We start from the raw sequence: 21,208 nt of genomic DNA on the forward strand, positions 1-21,208 counted from the left end.
GTCGTCACTTGGCGCGCCTTCTGAAGTAAGCGTATTTGAAGCCCATCACCCACAACATACCGAAATATAGTGCAGCGAACAGCACCAGGCATGCCGCCATCAGCGCGATGCGATCGAGCGGCTGCGCGCGCATGCCGGTCCAGTCGAAGCTGATCGCGCACCAGTGCATCAGGCCCGCGAGCACGAGCGCCGCGCCGATCAGTTGCATGAAGAAGCGCAGCCAGCCCGGCGACGGCTGGTAGATGCCGCGCTTGCGCAGCCCGAGGAACAGCAGCAGCGAGTTCAGGCATGCGCCGACGCCGATGCTCAGCGTGAGGCCCGCATGGCCGATCAGCGGCACGAACACGTAGTTCGAGATCTGCGTGACGATCAGCACGCCGATCGCGATCTTCACGGGCGTCTTGATGTCCTGCTTCGCGTAGAAGCCCGGCGCGAGGATCTTGATCAGGATGATGCCGACGAGGCCGATCCCGTAGGTCGCGAGTGCGCGTGCGACCATCGTGACCGTATGCGCGTCGAACTTGCCGTAGTTGAACAGCGTCGCGGTAAGCGGCGTCGCGAAGAAGAACAGCGCGAGCGCGCTCGGCGCCGCGAGCAGGAACGTGACGCGCAGCCCCCAGTCGAGCAGTGCCGAATACTCGTGCGAATCGGCGTCGACGTGCGCCTTCGACAGGCTCGGCAGCAGGATCGTGCCGAGCGCGACCCCGAGCAGCGCGGTCGGGAATTCCATCAGGCGGTCGGCGTAGTTGATCCACGACACGGCGCCCTGCCCGAGCCGCGACGCGATGTTGGTGTTGATGATCAGCGACAGTTGCGCGACCGACACCGCGAACGTCGCGGGCACCATCTTCGCGAGCACGCGCTTCACGCCGGGATGACGCAGCGCGCGCACCGGGTTGAGGCCGATCAGCGGCACCATGTCGATCTTCTTCAGCCCCGGCAGCTGCACGATGAACTGCAGCACGCCGCCCACGATGACGGCCCATGCGAGCGCGTAGACCGGCACCTTCAGGTGCGGCGCGACGAACACGGCCGCGGCGATGAACGCGACGTTGAGCAGCACCGGCGCGAACGCCGGCAGCGAGAAGCTCTTGTAGGTATTCAGCACGCCGGACGCGAGCGTCGTCAGCGAGATGAACACGATGTACGGGAACATGATCCGCGTCATCGTGACCGCGAGCGGGAACGCCTGCCCGTCGGTATGCAGGCCGGACGCGACCGCGAACACGACCCACGACGCGCCGGCGATCCCGAGGACCGACAGCACGGCGAGCGCCCAGGCGAGCACGGTCGACATCGCGTCGACGAGCGCCTTGGTCGCATCGTGTCCCTGCTGGTTCTTGAACTCGGCCAGGATCGGCACGAACGCCTGCGAGAACGCGCCTTCGGCGGACAGGCGGCGCAGCAGGTTCGGAATGCGGAAAGCGACGTAGAACGCGTCGGTGTATTGACTGGCGCCGAACGCACGGGCGATCAGCGTCTCGCGGGCCAGTCCGGTCACGCGCGACAGCAGCGTGAAGCCGCTGACCGTCAGCAGGGCTCGGAATAGATTCATGGGGCGCTTATTATACGGACGTTGCGTGTCCCGGCACGGACGGATGCCGAAAAGGGCCCATGTCGCCGGCGCCCCCGTCCGGCCGACGTCACGTTGACCTTGCCACGCGCTTGATTTTGTTGCTATAATCGCCGGTTTCTGAGCCTGTTACATGCACGGCGCCTGTCGTTTTCATGTCTCGGCCTCGGTTAAAATCACCGTTTTTTATGCGCCCCTGGGCAATCGTTCTCAGGGGACGGATCGAAAAGCAGCGCTTGGCCGTCAGGCTCCAAGCTCTGGAAACAGGACAGGATAAGGAACCGTCATGGCTAACTCCGCACAAGCACGCAAGCGCGCCCGCCAAGCCGCGAAGGCAAATTCGCACAACTCGGCGCTGCGCTCGAAATTCCGTACCGCGATCAAGTCGGTTCGCAAGGCTGTTGAAGCCGGCGACCAGGCAAAGGCTGCCGAGCTGTTCAAGGCTGCCGTGAAGACGATCGACACGATCGCCGACAAGAAGATCGTTCACAAGAACAAGGCCGCTCGCAGCAAGAGCCGCCTCGCCGCAGCCGTCAAGGGTCTGCAGGCAGCAGCGTAAATCCGGTGCGCCCGCTCTCGCGGGCGTTCCTGTTTCCTGCGATCGCAAAAAAGCCCGCCTAGGCGGGCTTTTTGTCGTGCGTCGCCTGCGCATCGCGCCGGGCGACCGTCAGACGCGGGCGCGGGATGCTCCCTCGCCCGCCCAACTCACTTCTTCTCGTTGTAGTCCGGCAACTCGCACGCCTCGGTGACGACGAGGTTGTTGTCTTTCGCGAAGTTCAGCACGAAATCGAACGCCATTGGCTCGATGTCGCGCAGCCGGGAATCGAGGATCACGCATTTCAGGTCGCCGAGCATCGTCGGGCGCACGTACAGCGAATATTTCAGGCGCGCGTTCGGCCCGCTCGCGCCCGGCCCGAAACAGGCCATCACGCCGGCCAGACGCTCCGACCAGTCGCTCGGGCGAAACTTTTTCCCGTCTTTCGTGATGCCCTGGATGAAGAATTCGGTCGGAGGGGTTTCAGCCATGTGGTTACCCAAGTGACGGCCCGGCGATGTCCAGGCGACGGCGCCTGGATACGCGAACACAAAGCTGGAGTGGACGGCGACACATGCGCTCCGATATCCCGAAAACAGGACGTCGCTGCGTGCCGCCGGCGCGCCGCACCGGATTTGTGCAGCGCATGGCTTGTGTCCGGCAGAGCGCGAAGAGCCTTGCCTGCCGGGCTGGAGAAAACTTTTGGATTATACCGCAGCGCGACATCGCGCGTCGTCTCGCGGCCCCTCTTCCGGCATCCTCCCGTGCGCGCGACGATCCCGCCCCGGTTTTCGGCGCGGCTCGTCAAAGCACAGAAAATCCTTTATGCTGCTTTGAGTTATCCACACCCGACGGCGGCGCCGTCCGGCCCCGCTGCCGGTTCAGACCCGCCGTATTTCGTTTCATGACCGCCAAAACCATTCGTCACTACCTGCAGTTCAAGGATTTCTCGCTGGAAGACTACGAGTACGTGCTCGAACGCACGGGTATCCTGAAGCGCAAGTTCAAGAACTACGAGACCTATCACCCGCTGCACGACCGCACGCTCGCGATGATCTTCGAGAAGAGCTCGACGCGCACGCGCCTGTCGTTCGAAGCCGGCATCTTCCAGCTCGGCGGCCACGCGGTGTTCATGAGCACGCGCGACACGCAGCTCGGCCGCGGCGAGCCGGTCGAGGATTCCGCGCAGGTCATCTCGCGGATGGTCGACATCATCATGATCCGCACGTTCGAGCAGGACGTGATCACGCGCTTCGCGGAAAACTCCCGCGTGCCGGTGATCAACGGCCTGACCAACGAATACCACCCGTGCCAGGTGCTCGCCGACATCTTCACGTACTACGAGCACCGAGGCCCGATCGCCGGCAAGACGGTCGCTTGGGTCGGCGATGCGAACAACATGCTGTACACGTGGATCGAAGCCGCGCAGATCCTGGGCTTCAAGCTGCGCCTGTCGACGCCGCCGGGCTACGCGCTCGACATGAAGCTCGTGTCGCCGGGCAGCGCGCCGTTCTACGAGGTGTTCGACGATCCGAACGAAGCGTGCAAGGGCGCCGATCTCGTGACGACCGACGTGTGGACGAGCATGGGCTTCGAAGCCGAGAACGAAGCGCGCAAGCAGGCATTTGCCGACTGGTGCGTCGACGAGGAAATGATGGGCCATGCAAACGCGGACGCACTCTTCATGCACTGCCTGCCCGCGCACCGCGGCGAGGAAGTGACGGCCGGCGTGATCGACGGCCCGCAGAGCGTCGTGTGGGACGAGGCGGAAAACCGCCTGCACGTGCAGAAGGCGCTGATGGAGTTCCTGCTGCTCGGCCGCCTCAAGCACTGATCGCAGCACCCGCGCGCCGCCGGCATCGGGCGGCATGCGAAAAAAAGCGCCGATCGTCGATCGGCGCTTTTTGTTTGTACGCGGCGAGAGCGAATGAAATGCGCGGTACGAAGCGCCGCGTTACAGGCACACCGGCTCGGGTTCGAGCTCGACGCCGAACCGCTCGCGCACGTCGTCCTGGATCGCGCGCGCCAGCGCGAGGACCTCGGCGCCCGTCGCGCCGCCGCGATTCACCAGCACGAGCGCCTGCCGGTCGTGCACGGCCGCCGCGCCGAGCGAGCGCCCCTTCCAGCCGCAGCGGTCGATCAGCCAGCCGGCCGCGAGCTTGACCTGCCCGTCCGGCTGCGGATACGACACCACTTCGGGCACGCGCGCGCGCAGCGCGTCGAACTGCGCGGCGTCGATCACCGGATTCTTGAAGAAACTGCCCGCGTTGCCGAGCACGAGCGGATCGGGCAGCTTCGCGCGGCGGATCGCGACGACCGCGTCGAACACGTCGCGCGGCGTTGCCGCGTCCGGCGCGATGCCGCGCGCGTCGAGCTCGCGCGTGACATCGGCGTAGCCGAGCCGCGGCGTCCAGCGCTTGGGCAGCCGGAACGTCACCGCCACGATTGCGAAGCGGCCGCGCCCTTCCCGCTTGAAGAAGCTGTCGCGATAGCCGAACGCGCAGCGCGCGGCGTCGAAGTGCTCGCTGCGCCCCGTCGCGAGCTCGACGGCGACCAGCGAATCGAAATACGTCTTCATCTCGAGGCCGTACGCGCCGATGTTCTGGATCGGCGCGGCGCCGACGGTGCCCGGAATCAGCGCAAGGTTCTCGAGGCCAGGCATCCCGTGCTCGAGCGTCCACGCGACGAACGCGTGCCAGATCTCGCCGCCGCCGGCCTCGACGTACCATGCGTCGTCGTCCTCGCGCACGACGCGGCGGCCGGCGATCTCGTCGAGCAGCACGACGCCGTCGAAATCGCGCGTGAACACGACGTTGCTGCCGCCGCCGAGCACGAGCTGCGGCAGCGACGCGACGCGCGGGTCGCGGTGCAGCGCCTCGAACTGCGCCGCCTGCGTGATACGCGCGGCAAAGCGCGCCTTCGCGGCGATGCCGAACGTATTGTGCGCGGCAAGCGGATGGTCGGGGAGCAGCGACAGGGCGGAATCGTCAGGAGGCATCGGCATTCGCGGTCACGTCCGCCGGGCGGGCTCACGGCCGGCCTTGGGCAAACGGAGGGGCATCGGTAAAATGGCAAACAGTCCGCAATTATAGCGAGTGCCCGCGCGCGAGCCGGGCGCCCGCATCTCAAGGGAGAATGCCATGCCATCGTTCGACGTCGTTTCCGAAGCGAACATGATCGAAGTGAAGAACGCCATCGAGCAGTCGAACAAGGAAATTTCGACGCGCTTCGACTTCAAGGGCTCCGACGCGCGCGTCGAGCAGAAGGAGCGCGAGCTGACGCTGTTCGCCGACGACGATTTCAAGCTCGGCCAGGTCAAGGACGTGCTGATCAACAAGCTCGCGAAGCGCAACGTCGACGTGCGCTTCCTCGACTACGGCAAGGTCGAGAAGATCGGCGGCGACAAGGTCAAGCAGATCGTCACCGTGAAGAAGGGCGTGACGGGCGACCTCGCGAAGAAGATCGTCAGGCTCGTGAAAGACAGCAAGATCAAGGTGCAGGCGAGCATCCAGGGCGACGCGGTGCGCGTGGCCGGCACGAAGCGCGACGACCTGCAAAGCGTGATCGCGATGCTGCGCAAGGACGTGACCGACACCCCGCTCGACTTCAACAACTTCCGCGACTGATCGACGCCGTCGACCGGTCATGCCGCGCCGCCGGGCCCCGCACGCAGGGCGCCCCGGCGGGCGGCAGCAGTCATCCCCTTCCTCAGACCTTCCCGCCGTCCTGCGCGCCGTCGTCGGACGCAGCTTTCTTCTTGTCGCCGATCCGGCTTTCCTGCCCCGCCAGCAGCTTCGAGATGTTGCCGCGGTGGCGCCACACGAGCAGCACGCTCATCGCGAGCACGGCCCACGCGACCGGGTTGTGGCCGGTGCCGAACAGGAACACGTCGAACACCGGTGCGAACACGGCCGCCACCAGCGCCGCGAGCGACGAATAGCGGAAGAAGAACGCGACGATCAACCAGGTCAGCGCGGTCGCCAGGCCGAGCACCGGATGCACGGCGAGCAGCACGCCAGCCGCGGTCGCGACGCCCTTGCCGCCCTGGAAGCGGAAGAACACCGGATACAGGTGGCCGATGAACACGGCGATCGCGACCCACGCGACGGCGACGTCGGACAGCCCGAAGTGCCGCGCGAGCCAGACGGCGAGCCAGCCCTTGAACGCGTCACCGACGAGCGTCAGGATCGCGGCCTTCTTGTTGCCGCTGCGCAGCACATTGGTCGCGCCGGGATTCTTCGACCCGTACGAACGGGGATCGGCCAGGCCCATCGCGGCGCTGACGACGACGGCGAACGACACCGAACCGATCAGGTAGGCAACAAGTGCGGCGAGCAGGATCTGCATGCGGAGAACTCTTCTTTCAACGTATCGGTGAAGGGGCGGCCGGGCACGGCATGCCGGCCGGTTGCGGCGGCCGGCCGTGCGGGCCGACCGGCCGAAACGGCGCTCATTCTACCGAACGAGCACGGCCTGCCACGAAGGTGAAACCCTCAGTCGACGCTCGCGCACTGCACGGGCGTCGCGCCGAGCAGCGTCGTGAGCACCGTCGGCGCGAGGCTGACGAGATAGCCGCGGCGGCCGCCGTTCAGGTAGATCGTCGGCAATTCGAGGATGGTCGACTCGACGTACACGGGCATCGTCTTGCGCGTGCCGAACGGCGACGTGCCGCCGACCAGATAGCCGGAATGGCGGTTCGCGACGTCGGGCTTGCACGGCTCGACGCGCTTCGCGCCGATCTGCCGCGCGAGGTTCTTGGTCGACACCGTGCGGTCGCCGTGCATCAGCACGATCAGCGGCTTCGCGTGCTCGTCCTCCATCACGAGCGTCTTCACGACGCTGTGTTCGTCGACGCCGAGCTGGCGCGCCGACTCGCCGGTGCCGCCGTGCTCGACGTAATCGTACGGATGCTCGCCGAAGGCAACGCCGTGGCGGCGCAGCAGCTGGGTCGCGGGTGTCTCGGACACGTGTCTGGATTTGCTCATGGCGGCATTTTAATGGCGAACGACCGCCGGGCGGGCGTCGACACACGACCGCACCTTCCCGTGTTCGGGGCGGCATGCCGCGCACCGGCGGTATACTCGCGGCCCTTTTGCACCGGTGTCCCGGGCGAGCACCCGTCGCCGCGGCGCGCCCGTCCATCATCATTGCGCACATCGCGAAGTGCTATTGCCCGATTGGCCGATTGTGGCGCGCCCGCCGTCATGGCACGATCGTTCGCAAAACTTGCCGCGCCGCCGCCCGGCCCTTCTTCTGGAGACGCCATGTCCTCGCCTGTCCGTTCATCCGCGCCGCTCGACGTCCCGGCGTTGCTCGCCGCCTTGCCCGAGCGCATCGCCGACGTGCCCGCCCGCTGGGCCGCGCAAGCGCCCGCGCATCCGGCGCTGATCGAGGATGCGCGCCGCCTGTCGTACGGCGAGCTGTCGCGAGCGGTCGATGCGGCTGCCGAGCGGCTCGCGCGCCTCGGCGTGCACGGCGGCGATCGCGTGATGATCGTCGCGGAAAACAGCATCGCGCAGATCGTGCTGCTGTTCGCGGCGGCGCGCGTCGACGCATGGGCGCTCGTGTCGAACGCGCGGCTGTCGGCCGGCGAACTCGACGCGATCGCCGCGCATGCGCGGCCGAAGCTGATCGCGTTCGCGACGGAGGCATCGCCCGATGCGCGCGCACACGCGGCGCGCCACGACGCGACGCCGGCCGACGCGCTGCCGGTCGACATCGGCGCGTGGTCGTACCGCATCGACCCGAGCGCGCCCGACGAACCGGTGGCGGCCGATGGCGCCGCGCAATGCGCGGCGCTGATCTACACGACCGGCACGACGGGTTCGCCGAAAGGCGTGATGCTGTCGCACCGCAACCTGCTGTTCATCGCGGCGACGTCGAGCGCGCTGCGCCGCGTGTCGCCGGACGACATCGTCTACACGGTGCTGCCCGTGTCGCACGTGTACGGGCTCGCGTCGGTCTGCCTCGGCAGCCTGTACGCGGGCGCGACGCTGCGGCTCGCGCCGCGCTTCTCGCCGGAGGCCGTGCGCGTCGCGCTTGCCGACGAAGGCGTGACGATCTTCCAGGGCGTGCCCGCGATGCACGCGAAGCTGCTCGAGCACCTGCACACGCACGCGCACGCGTGGCGCGCGCCGCGGCTGCGTTTCGCGTATTCGGGCGGCTCGCCGCTCGACGCCGACCTGAAGGCGCGCGTCGAGCGCGTGTACGGCGTGCCGCTGCACAACGGCTACGGAATGACCGAGAGCAGCCCGACGATCACGCAGACGCCGCTCGACGCGCCGCGTGCCGACTGCTCGGTCGGCATGCCGATCCCGGGCGTCGAGATGCGGATCGTCGCGCCGGACGGCGCCGACGTGCCGCAGGGCGAAGTGGGTGAAATCCGCGTGCGCGGGCCGAACGTGATGCTCGGCTACTACCGCAACGCGGAGGCCACGCGCGCGGCCGTGTCGCCTGACGGCTGGCTGAGCACCGGCGATCTCGCGCGCCAGGAAGCCGACGGCTCGGTGACGATCGCGGGCCGCAGCAAGGAGCTGATCATCCGCTCGGGCTTCAACGTGTATCCGGTCGAAGTCGAACAGGTGCTGAACGCGCACCCGGACGTCGTGCAGGCGGCCGTCGTCGGCCGCGCGGTCGAGGGCAACGAGGAAGTGCTCGCATTCGTCGAACTGGTGCCGGGCGCGACCGCGACCGAGGCCGCGCTGCAGGCGTGGTGCGCGGAACGGCTCGCGCCTTACAAGCGCCCCGCGCGCATCCGCGTGCTCGATGCGCTGCCGGCCGCATCGACGGGCAAGGTGCTGAAGCACAAGCTGCGCGAACTCGCGTGACGCGCGGGCGCGGGCCCCATCCCGCGCGTGGCCGACGCGCGCCGCGCTAGCCGCGCGGGTGGTGCTGCGCGTGCAGCGTCTTCAGCCGCTCGCGCGCGACGTGCGTGTAGATCTGCGTGGTCGAGATGTCGCTGTGGCCGAGCAGCAACTGCACGACGCGCAGGTCGGCGCCGTGGTTCAGCAGATGCGTCGCGAATGCGTGCCGCAGCGTATGCGGCGACAGATGCGCGCGCACGTCGGCCTGCTGCGCGTGGCGCTTGATGATGTTCCAGAACTGCTGGCGCGTCATCCCGTCTCCGCGTCCGGTCACGAACAGCGCGTCGGCTGCGCGCGCGCCGAGCAGCGCGGGCCGCGCGTCGCGCAGGTAGCGCTCGATCCAGCCGTGCGCGACTTCGCCGAACGGCACGAGCCGTTCCTTCGAGCCCTTGCCCATCACCCGCACGACGCCCTCGTTGAGCCCGACCTCGACGGTCTTCAGCGTGACGAGTTCGCTCACGCGCAGCCCGCTCGCGTACATCAGCTCCAGCATCGTGCGATCGCGCAGGCCGAGCGGCGTGCCGATGTCGGGCGCGCCGAGCAGCGCTTCGACCTGCGCCTCGGACAGCGTCGACGGAAACCGCGCGGCCTGTTTCGCCGACGTGATCCGCAGCGTCGGGTCCGCGCTCGCGCGATGCTCGCGTACGGCCCAGCCGTAATAGCGACGGAACACCGACAGCCGCCGGTTCGACGACGTCGCCTTGCCGTCGCTGCGCGCGGCGATGTAGCCGGTCACCATCGCTTCGTCGACCGAGTCGAGCGACGCGTCGTGCGTCGCGGCCAGCCATTGCGAAAACAGCATCAGATCGCGCCGGTACGCGTCGAGCGTGTTGCGCGCGAGCCCGTGCTCGAGCCACAGCGCGTCGCAGAACACGTCGATCGACGCGCGGCTCGCGAGCAGCGCGGGCGAAGCCGCGGCCTCGTCGCCATTGGCGTCGGGCGCGGAGTCGGAATCGGGGGAAAGCAAGGGTTCACTCATCAGTACGGCACGCCTTCGTGCGCCAGCAGCCAGCGCTTCACTTTCTGGTAATAGCCATTGTCGTCGTGGTTCGCGAAGCCGCCGAGGCCGCCTGCCGCCACGACGCGATGGCACGGAATCACGAGCGGGAAATAGTTCGCGCCGCACGCCTGGCCGACCGCGCGCGGCGCGCTGCCGATCCGCTTCGCGACCTGCCCGTAGGTCAGCACCGTGCCCGGCGGAATGTCGCTGATCACGTTCCACACGCGATGCTGGAAAGCACTGCCGACGTCGGCGAGCGGCAGGTCGAAACGCGCCGACGCGCGCTCGAAATACCGTTCGATCTGCTCGACCGCGCGCTGCGCGAGCGGCGAGTCCGGATCGACCGATTTGACCGACTCGGGCAGATAGACGATCTCGCGCACCACCGCGGCATCGGTGCGAACGCCGACCTTGCCGAACGGTGCGTCGATGACTGCGTTGAACATGAGCTTCTCCTCACCGGTGAAACGCGCGGCACCGCCGCGCGCCGACGACACTTTACGCCGCCTTCATGCGGCACGCAGCGCCCATTCGACATGCTCGCGCACGACCGGCGACGGATCGTCGGCCCGTGCACGCAACGCGGCGACGATCGCGTCGCGCGCTTCGGGCGCGAGCCGGTCGGCCGGTGCGCGCAACGCATTGCCGAGGCCGACCGCCAGATTGCGCAGCCAGCTTTCGTATCCGATGCGCCGGATCGCGCTGCCCTGCATCCGCGTGTCGAACGCGTCGGCATCCCAGCCGAACAGCTCGACGAGCGTCGCGCGGTCGAGCCCGTGCCGCACGTCGAAATCGGCGACGGGCGCGGCCTGCGCGAACTTGTTCCACGGGCACACGAGCTGGCAGTCGTCGCAGCCGTATACGCGATTGCCGATCATCGGCCGCAGCGGCTCCGGAATGCTGCCTTTCAGTTCGATCGTCAGGTAGGAAATGCAACGACGCGCGTCGACGCGATACGGTTCGACGATCGCGCCGGTCGGGCACGCGCCGATGCAGCGCGTGCAACTGCCGCAATGCGCGCCGGGCGTCTCGGGCGCGACGTCGGGCGCGGTTTGCGCGTCGGTCGGCAACGGCACGTCGACGTAGATCTCGCCGAGAAAGAACAGCGACCCCGCGTCGCGCTGCAGCAACAACGTGTGCTTGCCGCGCCAGCCGACGCCGGCCTTCTGCGCGAGCTCGACCTCGAGCACCGGCGCCGAATCGGTGAACACGCGGTAGCCGAATGCGCCGATCTCGCGCTCGATGCGCTCCGCGAGCGTCTGAAGCCGGTTGCGCAGCACCTTGTGATAGTCGCGGCCGCGCGCGTAGATCGACACGACGGCCGCCTGCGGATCGTCGAGACGCGCGCGCTCGCGTGCGCGCCAGTCGTGCGGCACGAGCGCCCCGGATGACGCATCGGGTGCGTCGGCGGCGAGCGTTTCGGCCGGCAGATAGGCGAGTCGCGCCGAGATCACGCGTCGCGTACCGGCCACAAGTTCGGCCGGCCGCGCGCGTTTCATCCCGTGTTTCGCCATATAATCCATTTCGCCGTGGTACCCGGCTTCCAGCCAGGCGGCGAGGCCCGCTTCGGCATCCGAGAGATCGGTATCGCTGATGCCGATCGCCCCGAAACCCAATTCGCGCCCCCACGCCCTGATGCGCGCGGCGAGCGCTGTCAACGTCGCATCATCGAGCGCGCATGGCGTCGCGCCTTCGGCACGTGTCGAAGGTCTGTCGGATGCGGCGAGTTCCGGTAATCGGTTCATCGCACTATTTTACGAGAATGCCAGCCACGCCCCATACGCCTCATGCCGACACGCTGCCCGTCCCGCTCGCGGAGCGCGTGATCGCACTCGCCGACGAAGCGGCGACCGAGGCCTTCGGCACCCGCTTCGCGCACGCGCTCGACGCGGCATGCAGCGAACTCGCCCATGCACACGCGTTCGACGGGTTGCAGATCCAACTGATCGGCGACCTCGGCGCGGGCAAAACGACCCTCGTGCGCGCGATCCTGCGCGGCCTCGGCCACCACGGGCGCGTGCGCAGCCCGACTTACACGCTCGTCGAACCATACGCATTCGCACGCGACGATGGGGAACTTGAGGTCTATCACTTCGATCTGTATCGATTCAACGATCCGGCCGAATGGTCCGACGCCGGCTTTCGCGAATATTTCAATTCCAGCGCGATCTGCCTCGTCGAATGGCCGCAACAGGCGGGCACCCTGCTCGGCGTGCCCGATCTGGTTTTCTCGCTCGACGTGGATGGCGACGGCCGCGCCCTCACCGTCCGGGCGTTCAGCGCTTCAGGAAAGGCATGTCTCGAAAGATGTTGATCAAACCGTTCCGCTCGATCGAATCGGCGGCCACCGCGACGCACAACTGGCGGCGCCGTCAGATCCTGCGCGCGGGCGCGTCGACGCTGGTGCTCGGTCTCGCCGCGCCGCGGCTCGCGCACGCATCGTCGGTGCTCGGCGTGCGCGTGTGGCCCGCGCGCGATTACACGCGCGTCACGATCGAATCCGACCAGCCGCTGCAGAATAGCCAACAGCTGTTGCAGGGTCCCGACCGGCTCGTCGTCGACCTGAACGGACTCGATCTCGACCAGGCGCTGCGCGACCTCGTGTCGAAGATCGCGCCGAACGATCCGCAGATCCAGTCGGTGCGTGTCGGCCAGTATCAACCGCACGTCGTGCGGATGGTGTTCGACCTGAAAGGCTCGGTGAAGCCGCAGGTGTTCACGCTGCCGCCGGTCGGCACCTACAAGTACCGGCTCGTGTTCGACCTGTATCCGGCCGTCGCGCCCGATCCGCTGACGGACCTGATCGCGCAGACGGAACGCAAGGAGCAGGCGCTCAACGACAGCGCGCGCGCGCAGCAGGTGCAGCCGCCGACCACGCTCGCGGGCCCCGCCGCGCCGCCGCCCGCCGCGGGCGACAACAGCGACGCATTCTTCCAGCGCTTCGCGCAGAACACGCCGACCACCCCGCGCACGCCGCCGGCCGCCGCGACACCTTCGGCGCCCGCGAAGCCGGCCGTCAAGCCGCCGCCCGTCATCGCACGCCGCGACGACAGCGAAGACGACGGCGACACCTACAAGTTCACCGCGCCGAAATCGGGCAAGGGCGGCACCGTGCGCCTGCTGACGGTCGCGATCGATCCGGGCCACGGCGGCGAGGATCCGGGCGCGATCGGCGGCGGCGGCACGTACGAAAAACACATCGCGCTCGACATCGCGAAGAAGCTGCGCGCGAAGATCGACGGCGCGCCGAACATGCGCGCGATGATGACGCGCGACGCGGATTTCTTCGTGCCGCTGAACGTGCGCGTGCAGAAGGCGCGCCGCGTCGGCGCCGACCTGTTCGTGTCGATCCACGCGGATGCATTCACGACACCGTCCGCGCGCGGCTCGTCGGTGTTCGCGCTGTCCGATCACGGCGCGTCGAGCGCCGCGGCACGCTGGCTCGCGAACAAGGAGAACTCGTCCGACCTGATCGGCGGCATCAACATCAAGACACAGGACGCGGCAGTCAGCCGCGCGCTGTTCGACATGTCGACGACCGCGCAGATCCGCGATTCGCTGCGCTACGGCAACTACGTGCTGAAGGAAGTCGGCGGCATCAACAAGCTGCACAAGGGCTCGGTCGAGCAGGCCGGGTTCGCGGTGCTGAAGGCGCCCGACATTCCGTCGATCCTCGTCGAGACCGCGTTCATCAGCAACCCTGACGAAGAACGCCGGCTCAACGACGACAGCTATCGCGACGAGATGGCCGACGCGATCTTCCGCGGCATCAAGCGTTACTTCGCCGCGAATCCGCCGCTCGCGAAGAACCGGATGGCCTGACCGGCCGCCCTTCCCCGCCGCCGGCACGCGCTGCGTGCCGGCGCGTCACGACGTCGCGAAGCGGCGCACCAGCTTTCCGCCGAACACGTTCACCGCGAGCCCGCCCATCACGAGCGCGGCGCCGATCAGCTGCGCGTCCGTCAGATGCTCGTCGAGCAGCAGCGCCGACGACGCCAGCCCGACGACCGGCACCAGCAGCGAGAACTGCGCGACCTGCGCGGCCGGATAGCGCGACATCAGGCGGCTCCACAGGCCGTAGCCGACGAGCGTCGCGACGAACGCGAGATAGACGACCGCGAAGATCGACGCGCCGTCGAGCCCGGCCAGCGCGGCGCCGATCCGCTGCGGCCCCTCGAACCAGAGCGACAGCAGGAAGAACGGCACGGGCGGCACGAGGCTCGCCCACACGACGAGCGACACCAGATTGGCCTTGCCGACCTTCTTCGTGACGATATTGCCGAACGCCCACATCGCGGCCGAGCAGATGGTCAGCAGGAAGCCCGCGAGCGTCATCGCGCGGCCGCCCTGCGCCGCGATCACCACGAGCCCGCCCGCGGCGATCGCGAGCCCGATCAGGTTCTGCACGCGCAACCGCTCGCCCAGAAACACCATCGCGAACACGAGCGTGAAAAATGCCTGCGACTGCAGCACGAGCGACGCGAGGCCGGCCGGCATGCCGACATACATGCCGGTGAACAGGAACGCGAACTGGCCGAGCTGGATCGTCGCGCCGTACAGGATCAGCATCCGCCACGGAATCTGCGGCCGGCGCACGAAGAACACCGCGGGCACCGCCGCGAGCGTGAAGCGCAGCGCGCCGAGCAGCATCGGCGGCATGCCGTGCAAGCCGACCTTGATCACGACGAAGTTCACGCCCCACGCCAGGATCACGACCAGCGCGAGCAGCAAGTCCTTCGGGGCCATCATCGGCGTCTCCTCAATTGTCGGATGGTTTCCTGAAGCCGCTCAGTCTACCCAATTTCGCCGTGCGGCCCGATACCCGCGCGGCGTGCATGGAATCGGCGACGGGCAACGACATGGCGGCCACACGACGCGTGCCCGCACGTCCGCATCGCGGGGGGAAAACATTGCGCCCGCGCCCCGCCACGCACGTCGCCACCGCGCCGCCAGTACAATGACCGGCATTCCAGCCGTTGCCCACGAGGCCCGCCATGACCGATTCGATCAAAGCCCTGCTCAAGCCGCATGTTCGCGACATCGGCAACCTGCAGGTGCGCCGCACGCTGCCCGCGCTCGCCGCGCGCCTCGTCGGTCCGTTCATCTTCTTCGATCACATGGGGCCCGCGACGCTGCCGGCCGGCACCGGGCTCGACGTGCGCCCGCACCCGCACATCGGACTCGCCACCGTCACCTATCTGTTCGACGGCGCGATCCTGCACCGCGACAGCCTCGGCTCGCTGCAGGAGATCGTGCCGGGCGACGTGAACTGGATGACGGCCGGTCGCGGCATCGTCCATTCGGAGCGCACGCCCGACGCTCAGCGCGCGAGCGGCCACACGGTGCACGGGATCCAGACCTGGGTCGCGCTGCCCGTCGCCCACGAGACCGCCGAGCCGTCGTTCGAGCACCATGCGGCCGACACGCTGCCCAAGCGCGACGAGAACGGCGTGTCGCTGACGGTGATCGCCGGCGACGCGTTCGGCCTGCGCTCGCCCGTCACGGCGTTCTCGCGCACGCTGTACGTGGCCGCCGAATTCGCGGCCGGCGGCCGCCTCGAACTCGACGCGTCGCACGAGGAGCGCGCGGTCTACGTGGTCGACGGCGACCTCTCGATCGACGGCACACCGGTGCCGGCCGAACAGATGGCCGTGCTCGCGCCCGGCGCCACCGTCACGCTCGCAAGCGGCGGCGGCGCGCGCGCGATGCTGCTGGGCGGCGCGAAGATCGACGGCGAGCGCTTCATCGAATGGAACTTCGTCGCCAGCAGCCGCGACGCGATCGAGCGCGCGAAACAGGCGTGGACGAACCAGGAAATGGGCAAGGTGCCCGGCGAAACCGAGTGGATTCCGCTGCCCGAATCGAAGCCGCGTTGAAAAAGGGGCACGCTGCCCCCATCCTGACGACATTCGAACGGAAGAGAACGACATGGACACCACGCTTGCCACTTTCGAGAAAGACGTCATCGAGGCGTCGCTGGACACGCCCGTGCTGGTCGACTTCTGGGCGCCGTGGTGCGGCCCCTGCAAGACGCTCGGTCCGCTGCTCGAAAAGCTCGAAGCCGACTACGAAGGCCGCTGGAAGCTCGTGAAGGTGAACGTCGACGAAAACCAGGAACTCGCCGCGCACTTCCAGACGCGCAGCATCCCGCACGTGATCGCGTTCGCCGACGGGCGTCCCGTCGACCAGTTCATCGGCGTGCTGCCGGAAGGCCAGTTGCGCGCGTTCCTCGACCGGCTGCTGCCGGCGCCCGACGAAGCCGAGCGCCGCGCCGCGCAAGACGCGATCGCCGAATCGCGCTACGACGATGCGCTGACCCACCTCGAAGCGGCGCTCGCGCTGAACCCCGGCTTCGACGACGCACGGCTCGACCTGGTCGAACTGCTGCTCGCGAACAACCAGGTGGACGCCGCGCGCGCCGAGGCCGAGCGCCTGTCGCCGCAGACGATACAGAGCGGCGATCCGCGCTACCAGGCGATCAAGACCCGTTTCGATGCGCTCGACGCGACGGCAGACCTGCCGCCGACCGACGCGCTCGAAGCGCGCATCGCGGCGAATCCCGCCGATCTCGACGCACGCTTCGACCTCGCGCAGAGCCTGATCGCGCGACGCGCATACGAAGGCGCGCTCGAGCAGTTGCTGGAAATCGTGTTGCGCGACCGCGCGTATGGCGACGACCTCGGCCGCCGCACGATGATCTCGGTGTTCGAGCTGGCGGGCGATCGCCCCGAACTCGTCGCCGCATGGCGGCGCAAGCTGAGCATGGCGCTCAACTGACGAACGACCGGCCGGGCCGCGATGGCCTGGCCGAATCGCCTTGTCGCGGCACGGCGGATCTGCCGCGCCGCGACATTCCTCTGCGTGTCGATCTGCTCGCCGATCAGCCCGCGGCGCGCGCCGCGACTGCCCGCAGCGCATGCGCGGCGGCCGCGAAGCCGAAGCTTGCGGTCACGCATACGCTCGAACCGAACCCCGCGCAGTTGAGCCCCGCGACATGCGCGGCGGCAGACGGCTCCGCGCCGTCCTCGATGTCGCACGCGGCCGCTTCCGGATAGATCAGCGGCTCGTCCGAATACACGGCGCTCACCTTGAAACGCGCCTTCGGCCCGCGCGGAAAGCCGTGCTGCTTGCGCAACTGCGCGCGCACCTTCGACAGCAGCGGATCCTGGATCGTCAGCGCGAGATCATCGATGCGGATGCGCGTCGGGTCAAGTTGCCCGCCCGCGCCGCCGACCGTGACGAGCGGCTGCCCTTTTGCGACGCACCACGCGATCAGCGCGACCTTCGTGCGCACGCTGTCGATCGCGTCGACCACGTAGTCGAAGCCGCCGCCGAGCAGCGCGTCGAAGTTGTCGGGTTCCGCGAAATCCTCGATCCGGTTCACACGGCACGCGGGATCGATCAGCGCGATCCGCTCGGCCATCGCGTCGACCTTCGGCTTGCCGTAATTGCCGTCGAGCGCATGGATCTGCCGGTTCGTGTTGCTTTCCGCGACGTTGTCGAGGTCGATCAGCGTCAGCGTGCCGATCGCGCTGCGCGCGAGCGCCTCGGCCGTCCACGACCCGACGCCGCCGATGCCGATCACGGCGACGTGCGCGCGTTCGAACGCGGCGAGCGCGGGGGCGCCGTACAAGCGCGCGATGCCGCCGAAGCGGCGCTCGCGATCCACGTCAAGCTGGATTGTCGGGCTCGGGGTAAGATCAGAGGAACTGTGCGGGGCAGTGTCGGCAGCGGACATGGCAGCAAGGAAAACGTAAGTCGTGCAGCCCTCTATTTTGCCTGAACTCCCCGCCGACACGCGTCCCTGTGCACGCACGATTCTCGCGCGTTCGCTATACTGGCCCCAGATTGAAGCGTTTGCATAACATGACGACTCTCGCCGATCTCCGCATCAATTATTCGCGTGCTTCGCTCGACGAAGCCGATGCCGCCCCCAACCCCTTCGCCCAGTTCGATCGCTGGTTCAAGGAGGCGCTCGCCGCCAAGCTCCCCGAGCCCAACACGATGACGCTCGCCACCGTCGGCGACGACGGCCGGCCGTCGGCCCGAATCGTGCTCATCAAGGGTGTCGACGAACGCGGGTTCGTCTTCTTTACCAATTACGAAAGCCGCAAGGGCCGCGATCTCGCCGCCAATCCGCATGCGGCGCTGCTGTTCTACTGGATCGAGCTCGAGCGCCAGGTGCGCATCGAAGGCCGGATCGAGAAAACCAGCGCCGACGAAAGCGACCGCTATTTCGCGTCGCGCCCGCTCGGCTCGCGCATCGGCGCGTGGGCGTCCGAGCAGAGTGCCGTGATCGACAGCCGCGCGACGCTCGAAGCGCGCGAAAAGGCCGTGACCGAACGCTACGGCGAGAACCCGCCGCGCCCGCCGCACTGGGGCGGTTACCGCGTCGTGCCCGACGCGATCGAATTCTGGCAGGGCCGCCCGTCGCGGCTGCACGACCGCCTGCTCTATACGCGCGACGCCGCGGCAGGGTCGGGCTGGACGATCTCGCGCCTGTCGCCGTAAGCGCGGCTGCCGCAGTGCCGGCGCGCGCCGGCCGTGTCTCGTGTTGCATCCGGGCGCCCGCGTCGCAAGGCATGGGCGCCGGTCAAGATACTTGGCTGTATTCGATTCAACGAACAAACGGAGAATCCAAATGTTCTGGGAAAAGAAGCTGGCACAGTGGGCGGACGAAGTACGGGCGAAAGCGAACATACCGGCGCGACTCGTGCTGTGGAACGGCGATCAACTCGATTTCGGCACCTTCAGCGCGCCGCAGGTCACGCTGAAGGTCAACAGCGCGTCGGCGTTGCCGCTGCTGCTCGAACCGAGCCTCGACAATCTCGGCGAGGCGTACGTGAAGGGCAAGATCGACATCGAGGGCAGGCTGTCGGACATCATCAACATCAGCTACTCGCTCGCGCGCAGCACGGTCACCAGCGCAAGCAAGCTCGCGCGCGTGAAGCGCTACTTCAATCACACGAAAAACACCGACAGGAAGGCGATCCAGTATCACTACGACGTCTCGAACGCGTTCTACCAGCTGTGGCTGGACGAAAACATGGTGTATTCGTGCGCGTACTTCGAGAACGGCGACGAGGATCTTTCGACCGCCCAGATCAAGAAGATCGACCATATCCTGACCAAGATCCAGCTCGAGCCCGGCCAGCGCCTGCTCGACATCGGCTGCGGCTGGGGCGCGCTCGTGCTGCGCGCCGCGCAGAAGTTCGGCGCGACGTGCCTGGGCGTGACGCTGTCGCAGAACCAGTTCGATCTCGCGACCGCGCGCGTGAAAGCCGCCGGGCTCGAGGACAAGATCGAGATCCGCCTGCAGGACTACCGCGAGATCGAGGGACAGTTCGACCGCATCACGAGCGTCGGGATGTTCGAGCACGTCGGCCGCAAGAACCTGCCGCTCTATTTCTCGCGCGTGCACGATCTGCTCACCGACGACGGCATCGCGATGAACCACGGAATCACGTCGACCGACGCGGAAAGCGGCGAAACGGCGCTCGGCGGCGGCGAATTCATCGATCGCTACGTGTTCCCGGACGGCGAGCTGCCGCACATCAGCCTCGCGCTCGAAGCGGCGCAGCGCGGCGGGCTCGAGGCGATTGACGTCGAAAGCCTGCGGCGGCACTATGCGCGCACGCTCGAAATCTGGACCGAGAACTTCGAGGCGAAGGCGGAAGAGGCGCGCACGCTCGTCGACGACGAAAAATTCCGCATCTGGCGCGTGTATCTCGCCGGTTGCGCGTATGCGTTCGAGCACGACGACGTGTCGATCTTCCAGATCGTGTGCCGCAAGGCCGGACGCAGCGCGAAAACGCTGCCGTGGTCGCGGCGCTACATGTACGAACACACGCTGCCGCGCTAGGCGGCACTTCACGCTGGGCATGCATGGGTGACGGCAGGACGCGGCGCAGCACGCCGCCGCAACGACAGCAGCGCGACGAACCGGACGAGTCGCACGCCGACGGGCAGTTCGACCTGTTCGGCGCGTCGCCCGACGACGCACGCGCGTCCGCGCCCGCGCACGACGACAACCCGGCAGGCGTAGGCGATCGCGCGACGCCTGACGAACACGACACCGCGCGACCGGCAAAGTCGCCCGCACGCGCCGGCCGTGCATCGCCCCGCCTTCCCGCCGACCAGGAACCGGAACCGCCGCCCGCCTCCGGCATGCTGTGGGACGAACCGCCGCCGGCCGCGCCGCCGAAGAAGGCCCGGCGTCGGCGCGGCGTGCCGCCCGCACCGGTTTCCGCGGAAGTCGCCGCCGCCGCGGCCGCGCTGCCGCCGAACGTGCGGCTCGGCACGTCGTCGTGGTATTTCCCCGGCTGGGACGGCATCGTCTACGACGGCGATTTCGCGCAGACGAAGCTGTCTCGCGAGGGGCTCGAGGCGTACGGCGCACATCCGCTGCTGAAGAGCGTGAGCCTCGACCGGTCGTTCTACGGGCCGCTGTCGGTGGCCGACTACCTGCGCTACGCGCAACAGGTGCCGGACGACTTCCGCTTCGTCGTGAAGGCGCCGGCGTCCGTCACCGATGCGGTCGTGCGCGGCCGGCGCGGCGAGCCGTCGGGCCCGAATCCGACCTTTCTCTACGCGCAGCTCGCCACTCGCGAATTCGTGCAGCCGTGCCTCGAAGGGCTCGGCAGGAAGGCCGGCGTGCTGGTGTTCCAGTTTTCTCCGATGCCCGATCAACTGCTCGCCGAACCGGCCGCGCTGATCGACCGGCTGTCGGCGTTCTTCGCGGCGCTGCCGACGCTGCCGCCGGACGCCGACGGCACGCGCTACGCAATCGAGATCCGCGACGCGAGCCTGCTCACGCCGCGCTTCATCCGCGCGCTCGCGGCGCTCGGCGTGCGCTACTGCGTCGGCCTGCATGCGCGGATGCCCGACCCGCTGCGCCAGGCAGCCGCGCTCGCGCTGCTCGACGGCGATGCGCCGGGCCCGCTGATCGTGCGCTGGAGCCTGCATGGCGGCTTCAAGTACGAACAGGCCAAAGCGAAATACGAGCCGTTCGACAAGCTCGTCGACGAGGATCCGGCCACGCGCTCGGCGCTCGCCGAGCTGGCCGCGCGCTACGCGCTGGCCGGACAGCCCGTGATCATCACGATCAACAACAAGGCGGAAGGCTCCGCGCCGCTGTCGTGCCTCGCACTCGCGCGCGAGATCGCCGCCGCGTGCGCGCACTGGCGCAGCGAGGCGGCGTAAGCATCGCGGGCGCGGGCGCCGTTTGCGCGCCGGCG

The 21,208-nt window shown here is 68.0% G+C and carries 21 protein-coding genes; 11 read left to right on the forward strand and 10 right to left on the reverse strand.

From position 1 onward, the window contains the following. Nucleotides 1–4 precede the first annotated feature (4 nt). On the reverse strand, nucleotides 5–1,555 hold the full coding sequence (gene murJ, locus WS49_RS11075) for a murein biosynthesis integral membrane protein MurJ (RefSeq protein WP_059527801.1): 1,551 nt from the start codon (nucleotides 1,553–1,555) through the stop codon (nucleotides 5–7). 304 nt (nucleotides 1,556–1,859) lie between these two features. On the opposite strand from murJ, the gene rpsT reads away from it, so the two are divergent. Further along, nucleotides 1,860–2,132, forward strand: coding sequence for a 30S ribosomal protein S20 (gene rpsT / locus WS49_RS11080; RefSeq protein WP_006482211.1), 273 nt, complete (start codon nucleotides 1,860–1,862; stop codon nucleotides 2,130–2,132). A 146-nt stretch (nucleotides 2,133–2,278) separates the two neighbouring features. On the opposite strand, the gene WS49_RS11085 is transcribed toward rpsT, so the two are convergent. Further along, nucleotides 2,279–2,599, reverse strand: a complete 321-nt coding sequence (locus WS49_RS11085; protein WP_006762342.1) for a DUF3579 domain-containing protein — start codon at nucleotides 2,597–2,599, stop codon at nucleotides 2,279–2,281. 413 nt (nucleotides 2,600–3,012) lie between these two features. On the opposite strand from WS49_RS11085, the gene argF reads away from it, so the two are divergent. Beyond that, on the forward strand, nucleotides 3,013–3,942 hold the full coding sequence (gene argF / locus WS49_RS11090; RefSeq protein WP_059527804.1) for an ornithine carbamoyltransferase: 930 nt from the start codon (nucleotides 3,013–3,015) through the stop codon (nucleotides 3,940–3,942). A gap of 120 nt (nucleotides 3,943–4,062) precedes the next feature. Here argF and murB read toward each other — a convergent pair whose 3' ends face one another. Further along, the gene (gene murB / locus WS49_RS11095) at nucleotides 4,063–5,112 is read right to left on the reverse strand and encodes a UDP-N-acetylmuramate dehydrogenase (RefSeq protein WP_059527807.1); all 1,050 of its coding nucleotides are present in this window, start codon (nucleotides 5,110–5,112) and stop codon (nucleotides 4,063–4,065) included. 136 nt (nucleotides 5,113–5,248) lie between these two features. On the opposite strand from murB, the gene WS49_RS11100 reads away from it, so the two are divergent. Beyond that, the gene (locus tag WS49_RS11100) at nucleotides 5,249–5,734 is read left to right on the forward strand and encodes a YajQ family cyclic di-GMP-binding protein (RefSeq protein WP_006762345.1); all 486 of its coding nucleotides are present in this window, start codon (nucleotides 5,249–5,251) and stop codon (nucleotides 5,732–5,734) included. 82 nt (nucleotides 5,735–5,816) lie between these two features. Here WS49_RS11100 and plsY read toward each other — a convergent pair whose 3' ends face one another. Further along, nucleotides 5,817–6,455 (reverse strand): glycerol-3-phosphate 1-O-acyltransferase PlsY, encoded by a 639-nt coding sequence (plsY, locus tag WS49_RS11105; protein WP_059527809.1) that lies wholly within the window; start codon nucleotides 6,453–6,455, stop codon nucleotides 5,817–5,819. A gap of 146 nt (nucleotides 6,456–6,601) precedes the next feature. Further along, nucleotides 6,602–7,093, reverse strand: coding sequence for a Cys-tRNA(Pro) deacylase (gene ybaK / locus WS49_RS11110; protein ID WP_059527812.1), 492 nt, complete (start codon nucleotides 7,091–7,093; stop codon nucleotides 6,602–6,604). A gap of 279 nt (nucleotides 7,094–7,372) precedes the next feature. On the opposite strand from ybaK, the gene WS49_RS11115 reads away from it, so the two are divergent. Continuing rightward, nucleotides 7,373–8,935, forward strand: a complete 1,563-nt coding sequence (locus WS49_RS11115; protein WP_059527814.1) for a class I adenylate-forming enzyme family protein — start codon at nucleotides 7,373–7,375, stop codon at nucleotides 8,933–8,935. A gap of 46 nt (nucleotides 8,936–8,981) precedes the next feature. Here the strand turns inward: WS49_RS11115 and xerD are convergent, their stop codons facing one another. From xerD to queG, 3 genes are all read right to left on the reverse strand, one after another. Next, nucleotides 8,982–9,950, reverse strand: coding sequence for a site-specific tyrosine recombinase XerD (gene xerD / locus WS49_RS11120; protein ID WP_059527817.1), 969 nt, complete (start codon nucleotides 9,948–9,950; stop codon nucleotides 8,982–8,984). Continuing rightward, nucleotides 9,950–10,417, reverse strand: coding sequence for a methylated-DNA--[protein]-cysteine S-methyltransferase (locus tag WS49_RS11125; protein ID WP_059528321.1), 468 nt, complete (start codon nucleotides 10,415–10,417; stop codon nucleotides 9,950–9,952). Before WS49_RS11125 ends, xerD begins: the two co-directional genes overlap by 1 nt. A gap of 63 nt (nucleotides 10,418–10,480) precedes the next feature. Further along, nucleotides 10,481–11,716: a tRNA epoxyqueuosine(34) reductase QueG gene (queG, locus tag WS49_RS11130; RefSeq protein WP_059527820.1), complete on the reverse strand. Its 1,236-nt coding sequence runs from the start codon at nucleotides 11,714–11,716 to the stop codon at nucleotides 10,481–10,483. A 17-nt stretch (nucleotides 11,717–11,733) separates the two neighbouring features. Here queG and tsaE point away from each other — a divergent pair, with 17 nt between their 5' ends. Together tsaE and WS49_RS11140 are read left to right on the forward strand one after the other, a co-directional pair. Then, entirely contained in the window at nucleotides 11,734–12,285 is a 552-nt protein-coding gene (gene tsaE, locus WS49_RS11135) for a tRNA (adenosine(37)-N6)-threonylcarbamoyltransferase complex ATPase subunit type 1 TsaE (RefSeq protein ID WP_059527823.1), read from the forward strand. After that, nucleotides 12,267–13,793, forward strand: coding sequence for an N-acetylmuramoyl-L-alanine amidase (locus WS49_RS11140; protein WP_059527826.1), 1,527 nt, complete (start codon nucleotides 12,267–12,269; stop codon nucleotides 13,791–13,793). Before tsaE ends, WS49_RS11140 begins: the two co-directional genes overlap by 19 nt. Nucleotides 13,794–13,838: 45 nt before the next feature. Here WS49_RS11140 and WS49_RS11145 read toward each other — a convergent pair whose 3' ends face one another. Continuing rightward, entirely contained in the window at nucleotides 13,839–14,717 is an 879-nt protein-coding gene (locus tag WS49_RS11145) for an EamA family transporter (RefSeq protein WP_179949149.1), read from the reverse strand. A gap of 248 nt (nucleotides 14,718–14,965) precedes the next feature. Between WS49_RS11145 and WS49_RS11150 the strand changes: the two genes are divergently transcribed. Next, the gene (locus WS49_RS11150; protein WP_059527832.1) at nucleotides 14,966–15,847 is read left to right on the forward strand and encodes a pirin family protein; all 882 of its coding nucleotides are present in this window, start codon (nucleotides 14,966–14,968) and stop codon (nucleotides 15,845–15,847) included. Nucleotides 15,848–15,899: 52 nt separating this feature from the next. Continuing rightward, complete coding sequence (gene trxA, locus WS49_RS11155) at nucleotides 15,900–16,748, forward strand: thioredoxin (protein ID WP_059527834.1); 849 nt, start codon at nucleotides 15,900–15,902, stop codon at nucleotides 16,746–16,748. Nucleotides 16,749–16,851: 103 nt separating this feature from the next. On the opposite strand, the gene tcdA is transcribed toward trxA, so the two are convergent. Beyond that, nucleotides 16,852–17,709, reverse strand: a complete 858-nt coding sequence (gene tcdA / locus WS49_RS11160; protein ID WP_059527837.1) for a tRNA cyclic N6-threonylcarbamoyladenosine(37) synthase TcdA — start codon at nucleotides 17,707–17,709, stop codon at nucleotides 16,852–16,854. Between the two features lie 128 nt (nucleotides 17,710–17,837). On the opposite strand from tcdA, the gene pdxH reads away from it, so the two are divergent. From pdxH to WS49_RS11175, 3 genes are all read left to right on the forward strand, one after another. After that, entirely contained in the window at nucleotides 17,838–18,482 is a 645-nt protein-coding gene (pdxH, locus tag WS49_RS11165; RefSeq protein ID WP_059527840.1) for a pyridoxamine 5'-phosphate oxidase, read from the forward strand. A 130-nt stretch (nucleotides 18,483–18,612) separates the two neighbouring features. Then, the gene (locus tag WS49_RS11170) at nucleotides 18,613–19,833 is read left to right on the forward strand and encodes an SAM-dependent methyltransferase (protein WP_059527843.1); all 1,221 of its coding nucleotides are present in this window, start codon (nucleotides 18,613–18,615) and stop codon (nucleotides 19,831–19,833) included. 23 nt (nucleotides 19,834–19,856) lie between these two features. Continuing rightward, a complete protein-coding gene (locus tag WS49_RS11175) occupies nucleotides 19,857–21,173 on the forward strand; it encodes a DUF72 domain-containing protein (RefSeq protein WP_059527845.1) in 1,317 nt (438 codons plus the stop codon). The last annotated feature ends 35 nt before the right edge of the window (nucleotides 21,174–21,208 follow it).

Origin of the sequence: Burkholderia sp. RF7-non_BP4 (genome assembly GCF_001521935.1) — a bacterium.
GTDB classification, from domain to species: domain Bacteria; phylum Pseudomonadota; class Gammaproteobacteria; order Burkholderiales; family Burkholderiaceae; genus Burkholderia; species Burkholderia diffusa.